The sequence below is a fragment of the Streptomyces sp. NPDC057010 genome, from assembly GCF_042673805.1.
Lineage (GTDB): Bacteria > Actinomycetota > Actinomycetes > Streptomycetales > Streptomycetaceae > Streptomyces.
Map to the genome: position 1 here is coordinate 40,158 of NZ_JBHUSC010000053.1, position 6,272 is coordinate 46,429.

The 6,272-nt window shown below is 71.3% G+C and carries 5 protein-coding genes and 1 other RNA gene; 4 read left to right on the forward strand and 2 right to left on the reverse strand.

What is annotated here, in order from left to right:
* Positions 1 to 53: 53 nt before the first annotated feature.
* The 3 genes from ACFTXQ_RS30465 to ACFTXQ_RS30475 all read left to right on the forward strand — a co-directional run bounded on the left by ACFTXQ_RS30465 (position 54) and on the right by ACFTXQ_RS30475 (position 3,353).
* On the forward strand, positions 54 to 1,511 hold the full coding sequence (locus ACFTXQ_RS30465; protein ID WP_382646861.1) for a ribonuclease catalytic domain-containing protein: 1,458 nt from the start codon (positions 54 to 56) through the stop codon (positions 1,509 to 1,511).
* A gap of 67 nt (positions 1,512 to 1,578) precedes the next feature.
* Positions 1,579 to 1,980, forward strand: an RNA gene (rnpB, locus tag ACFTXQ_RS30470) — RNase P RNA component class A.
* Positions 1,981 to 2,402: 422 nt separating this feature from the next.
* Complete coding sequence (locus ACFTXQ_RS30475; RefSeq protein ID WP_382646864.1) at positions 2,403 to 3,353, forward strand: hypothetical protein; 951 nt, start codon at positions 2,403 to 2,405, stop codon at positions 3,351 to 3,353.
* A gap of 80 nt (positions 3,354 to 3,433) precedes the next feature.
* On the opposite strand, the gene ACFTXQ_RS30480 is transcribed toward ACFTXQ_RS30475, so the two are convergent.
* Positions 3,434 to 4,072, reverse strand: coding sequence for a hypothetical protein (locus ACFTXQ_RS30480; RefSeq protein WP_382646867.1), 639 nt, complete (start codon positions 4,070 to 4,072; stop codon positions 3,434 to 3,436).
* 302 nt (positions 4,073 to 4,374) lie between these two features.
* Here ACFTXQ_RS30480 and ACFTXQ_RS30485 point away from each other — a divergent pair, with 302 nt between their 5' ends.
* Positions 4,375 to 5,451: a hypothetical protein gene (locus tag ACFTXQ_RS30485; protein ID WP_382646870.1), complete on the forward strand. Its 1,077-nt coding sequence runs from the start codon at positions 4,375 to 4,377 to the stop codon at positions 5,449 to 5,451.
* Between the two features lie 20 nt (positions 5,452 to 5,471).
* On the opposite strand, the gene ACFTXQ_RS30490 is transcribed toward ACFTXQ_RS30485, so the two are convergent.
* Positions 5,472 to 6,272 (reverse strand): histidine phosphatase family protein (locus tag ACFTXQ_RS30490; protein WP_382646873.1); only part of this gene is annotated, 801 nt, incomplete at its 5' end.

Consider the following 6,272-nt stretch of genomic DNA (forward strand, 5'->3'; position numbering starts at 1 on the left):
CGCCCGGCCCCGCTCGCCGTGCCGCTCCGTGCCCGCCGACCTACGCTCGGGCCATGCCCCGTCGTCCGATGCACATGTCCGACGCGGCCAAGGCCGCACTGCGCACCGCCCTGCAGAAGCTCCGGGCCGAGCTGCACACCCCCGCGGACTTCCCCGCGCCCGTGCTCGAGGCCGCCGCAGCGGCCGCGCAGGCACCCGCGCTGTCCCACAAGGACGCCACCCACCTGCCGTTCTTCACGATCGACCCGCCGGAATCGCAGGACCTCGACCAGGCCATGTACCTGGAACGGCGGCCGGGCGGCGGGTACCGCGTCCACTACGCCATCGCCGACATGGCCGCCTTCGTCACGCCGGGCGGCCCGCTGGACGCCGAGGCCAACAAACGCGTCGAGACGCTGTACTTCCCCGACGTCAAGGTGCCCCTGCACCCGCCCGTGCTCTCCGAGGGCGCGGCCAGCCTGTTGCCGTACCAGACCGTCCCCGCCCTGCTGTGGCAGCACGACCTGGACGCCCACGGCGAGGTGACCGACTCGAACGTGAGCCGCGCCCTGGTCCGCAGCCAGGCCAAGCTGAACTACGCGGGCGTCCAGCACGACATCGAGGCGGGTACGGCCCCGGAGTCCGTCGCCCTGCTGCGCGAGATCGGCACGCTGCGCGAGGCCGTCGAGGCCGAGCGCGGCGCCGTCTCGCTCCTCCTGCCGGAGCAGGAGGTCACCTTCGAGGACGGAGAGTTCCGGCTGCACTACCGGGCGCCGCTCGGCACGGACGGCTGGAACGAGCAGATCTCCCTCATGACCGGAATGGCCGCGGCGAAGATCATGCTGGACACGGGTGCGGGCGTCCTGCGGACCCAGCGGAAGCGGACGCCCGACCCGGTGCCGGGCCTGCGCGTGATCGCCCGGCAGCTCGGCATCGACTGGCCGGACCACATGTCGTACGCCGAGCGGATCCGCACCCTCGACCCGGCCCTGCAGAACCACGCGGCCTTCCTCCACGAGGCCACCCGCCTGTTCAAGCGGGCGGAGTACACGACCTTCCGCGACGGCGTCCTCCCCCCGTTCCCCCTGCACGCGTCGATCGCGGCCCCGTACGCGCACTGCACGGCTCCGATGCGGCGCCTGGTCGACCGGTACGGCGGTGAGCTGTGCGTGGCCGCCTGCGCGGGCCAGCCCCCGCCGGCCTGGGTGCTCGCCGCCCTGGACGGCCTGCCGGCCAGGATGGCCGGCGGAAAGGGAGGCACGGCGGACCGGGAATCCGTGGACATCGTGGAGGCGGCCCTGCTCAGGAAGCGGGAGGGCGAGATCTTCGACGCCGCGGTCATCGACACCGACGTGGACGCGCCCGCGCCGGCGTCGGGGGGTCTGGCGTACCTGGCGGAGCCCCCCGTGATGGGGCGGGTCACGTCGGCGAGCGCGGGCCTCGTGCTCGGTGCGAGCATCCACGCCAAGCTCGATCTGGCCGACCCGGAGGCGGGCCTCAACGTACAGAAGATCCTCTTCAGCGTGCCGTGACGGCCGCCGGGCCACGGGCACGGTCGGGCGAGCCGGTCGCCCCGGGTAACATGGCCACCACGGCAGACGAGTCGGCCGGACGGCCGCGTCGGGGTCTTCGGATCCCGCCGAGGAACGTCCGGGCTCCACAGGGCAGGGTGGTGGGTAACGCCCACCCGGGGTAACCCGCGGGACAGTGCCACAGAAAACAGACCGCCGGGGGCTTCGGCCTCCGGTAAGGGTGAAACGGTGGTGTAAGAGACCACCAGCGCCTGAGGTGACTCAGGCGGCTAGGTAAACCCCACCTGGAGCAAGGTCAAGAGGATCCGTCCCCGGACGGGTCTGCGCGGACGCTTGAGGGCTGCTCGCCCGAGTTCGCGGGTAGACCGCACGAGGCCGGCGGCAACGCCGGTCCTAGATGGATGGCCGTCTCCCCGGCGACCGCGAGGTCACCGGGCGACAGAACCCGGCGTACAGGCCGGCTCGCTCTGCCACCGAGGCCCTGACCTGGCGTGCCCAGGTCAGGGCCTCGCGCTTTCCCCGCGGCCCCTCCTCGGACGGGCTCGGTGCCGGGTCCACGGCGCGGCCGGCGACCCGAGGGGCGCTCCCCCATGTCCCTTTCCGGGAACGAGTTTTGCCGAGATCCGCAGCGCCGCCGGCCGGCGACTCCCACCGTATGAGACGGCCCTTCAGGTGACGCGAATCCCTGGTTAGCATCACCCGCCCCTTACCTGAAGTAACGCCTGGTGGGCGCACGCCTGCCCGGACCCGGGCCAGCCCCGCCCCACGCCACCGAGGAACACCCCGTGACGTGTCCGGGGACGTCCTCTGTCACCGCACCTCAGAGGGCGACGCCGGCCAGGACGCCCGACGAACACCACCAGCCACAGCTCCCTGAAAGGAACCCACCTCATGTCCGACCAGCCCGACAGCCCCGAAGCCGCCGAGACCGGCACCGTGGCCACCCCGCCCATACCGCCGCAGCCACCGACCGTGCCCGCCCCGCAGCCTGAGCCCCGTACGCGCCCGGCCTGGCTCATCCCGGTCATCGCCACCACCGTCGTCGTCGGCATCACCGCCGCCACGGCCGGTTACCTCCTCGCCGGCGGCAACACCACCAGCACGGCCACGCCGGACACGAGCAGCAGCCCGAGCGCATCCCGCTCCGCTGCCACCTCCCCGTCACCGAGCCCGACACCCACGAAGCTGATCTCCAACATCAGCGGTGTCGTGAACGTCCCCTACGAGCAGTCCGTGACCGCTCTGACCGCTGCCGGTATCACGAAGGACAACATTTCCTGGGTGTCGCCGTTCTCCGACCAGCCCAAGCCCACGGACCCGAACGGTATGACCGTCTGCGGCCTGGTCACTTCGAGCACCGTGACCGTTACCGCCGCGTCCACGGTCGAGCTGTCCGTCATCGAGAAGGGCTCCACCTGCCCCGTCAAGCACGGTCAGCCGAAGCCGAAGCCGTCGTGCACCGAGACCGGCGAGTACAAGAAGGTCTCCGACCGGGAGTTCAAGCAGATGGTGCGCAACACCACCGCTCACCTCATGGGCTGCTTCACCCTCTACGGCGAGATCGTCCAGGCCGACTCCGCGACCGGCACCACGTCGGTCCGTGCGAACACGTGCGGGGAGAAGAAGCAGCCCAAGTACGGGTTCCTCGCCGATTGCGACACGAACAGCATCCTCACCGAGCTGGTCCCCACCGGGAAGCTGAACGGCGTCGTCAAGGGTGATCTCTTCGAGGCCAAGGTCCAGGTGGGGTTCGACACCACCTACCAGACCACCCTGGGCGGCTCCATGACCGCGCCGACGTTCTACGTCAAGGAGATCGACCGGTACGGCAGCACTGACTGACCCGGCCCCCACCGCTGCCGCCGTCCGCACACGGCGGCGCGAGTGAGTCGACGACCAGTCTGTCGCAGGGGCGCGTGCGGCTAGAGGGCGACGCCGGCGAAGACCTGAGACGCCGTGTCGGAGCCGGTCACGAAGTACAGGGTGAGCGTCTTGATGTCCTTGCCCGTGTCGTACGCCAGGTGCAGCTCCGTGGTCTTGCCCGCGCCCAGGTTCTTGTCCAGCGGCTCCGCCATGTACGCGGGGAACTTCGGGTCATCCGAATCCACCACGCCCAGCACGTCGCTCACGGAGGCACAGTTCAGGTCTTCGTCCACGGCCGCGGAGAAGATGCCCCGGTCCAACCTCTGCGGCTCGCCCGCCTTGTTGGTGACCGACAGGGTGAGCCCGATGACACGCTTGCCCGCCGCCTCCATGTCCCGCTTCGTGTACTCGTTGCCGATCGGGTAGGGGTCCGTGACCTCCTTCACGGTGATGTCGAACTTCTTCCCGCCGGTGGTCGTGTCACCCGGCTTGAGGACCCGGTAGTCCGCCGAGATCGGGACCTTCTTACCGGGCACGGCACAGGTCAGGTCGACGGTCTGCGCGGCGGGGGACGGCGTGGACGTCACCAGCGTGGGCGACACGTCCGCAGCGGGCTTGGCGCTGTCTTCCGACGGGCCGCAGCCGGACAGCGCCAGGGCACCGAGGACAGCCAGCGAGAGGGAGATGGCCTTCTTCAAAACGGATCCTTCTGGTCACGGGATGCCCTGCCGGCAAAAGGTGCCAGCGGCCAGGGGAGGCTACACAGAGCGCCGTGAAATCGCTGGCCTCGTGCGCATCTTGAGACGGCAGCACGAAGCCCCCGCGGGGTCCGAAGCAAATCCGGGGGCGGGCGCATGTGCGCGCTGGCCCGTCGGTGTGCTCGCGGGGAGTGCCGGGGCGTGAGACGGGGCTTCAGGTGTCGCCGATACCTCGTTAACATCCACCGGCCCTTACCTGAGGTAACAGCCGGTGGGGCGCGACCGATTCGAGGAGATGCCCCGTGGACACCCCGCCTCCGCCCCAGACTCCGCCCCCGCCACCCCCGTACGACCCGCCCGCGGCGGCGCCGCCGGTTCCCGTGCCGCGGAACCGCCAGCGGGCGGTCGCCGTCGCCGCCGCATCCTTACTGGCCCTGGCGGGTTCCGCCGCCGCGGGCGCCGTCCTGTCCGGTGGCGGCGGCGAGAGTGCCGACAGAGCCGGCAGAGCCGACAGGCCTGAGGGGACGGCGTCGGCCGGCGTCGCCGCGTCCGGGTGGAAGGACTGCATGGGCGTCAGCCAGAAGTCCGAGAACCCCTACCTACACCGGGACCAGGCCTTCGGCATCCAGGTCACCGGCATCACCTGTCAGGAAGGCAAGGTGCAGGTGAAGTTGACCGCGATGAACTGGACGGGCAAGGCCCAGGACATCGTCTCCAAGATCGGCATAGCCAACGCCGCGGGCTGCATGCAGCAGACCACGGTCACGTTCTCCGACGCCCCCGAGGAGAAGGACCCCGGCCCGGTCCAGCCCAACGGCCCGAGCCCGGCGGACGGCTTCGCGACGGCCTCGTACGCCAACACCTGCGACCAGGCGAGCGGGTTCGTGGTGAAGGCCTACGAGGCGTACCACGCGGACCCGGGCCGGCCGCCGACCCCGACGGCCTCCCCCACCCCGTCGCCGAAGCCCACGCCCACCCCGACGCCGAGTCCGACGCCGTCGTTCGTGTTCAAGGAGTCGGACTACACGGAGTTGGAGGAGCGCGACTACAAGAAGATGGTCCGCGACCCCGACGCCCACGTGGGGAAGAGCTACAAGATCTACGGCAGGATCACCCAGTTCGACGCGGCGACCGGCAGGAACATCTTCCGGGCGAACATCGGCCCCGGCCGGCTCGCGGCGTCCAAGTCGTACGACTACGACGACAACGCCTACTTCCTGGGCGTGTCCACCGTCATCGAGGACGTCGTGGAAGACGACCTGGTGGTCCTCTACGTGCAGTGCCTGGGCTCGTACAGCTACCGGACGGCCCTCGGCGGGACCCTGACCGTCCCCTCGTTCAACGTGGTCAAGGTCAACCGGTACGGCACCGCCTCCTGACGCCGCCCCACCCGGGCCGGTTACCGCAGGTGGGACGTGTCGTTCAGGAGGCGGAGCGAGGCGTTGCCGTCCGCGTAGTACGCCACCGCCGAGAGGGAGGCCGCGGAGAGTTCCATGCGGAACAGGGACTCCGGCGGGGCGCCCAGGGCGAGGCGGACCAGGATCTTGACCGGGGTCACGTGGGTGACCAGCAGGACCGTGCGGCCCGCGTGGGCGGCCAGCAGCCGGTCCCGGGTGGCGGAGATCCGGCGGGTGGCGGCGGTGAAGCTTTCGCCGCCGCCGGTGGGGGCGGCCTTCGGGGAGTCCAGCCACGCCTGGAGGTCGTCCGGGAACCTCTCCCGCACCTCGGCGAAGGTCAGCCCCTCCCAGGCGCCGAAGTTCACCTCGCGCAGGCCCTCTTCGACCGTGACCGGGAGGCCCAGGCGGTCGGCTACGGCCTGGGCGGTCTCGCGGCAGCGGCGCAGCGGGGAGCTGATGACCGTCTGGATCGTGCCGCGGGCGGCCAGCGCCTCGGCGACCGCGGAGGCCTGGCGCCGCCCGGCCGGGGACAGTTCGGGGTCGGAGCCGCCGCTGCCGGAGAAGCGCTTCTGCGGGGTGAGGGCGGTCTCCCCGTGCCGCAGCAGCACGAACGTGGCGGGCGGTCCCATGTCGGGGCCCCAGCCCTGCCCCTGGGCCGGGGCCTTGGGGGTGTGGTCGGCCTGGTCGCGGTGGGGTGCCGGGTGCGCGGCCGGCGGCGCCGCGGCGGGGCCGGGCTCCGCGAACAGGGTGTCGGCGCCCGCCTCCGCGAGCGCCGCCCCGGGGGCCGTCGTACGGGATGCGAC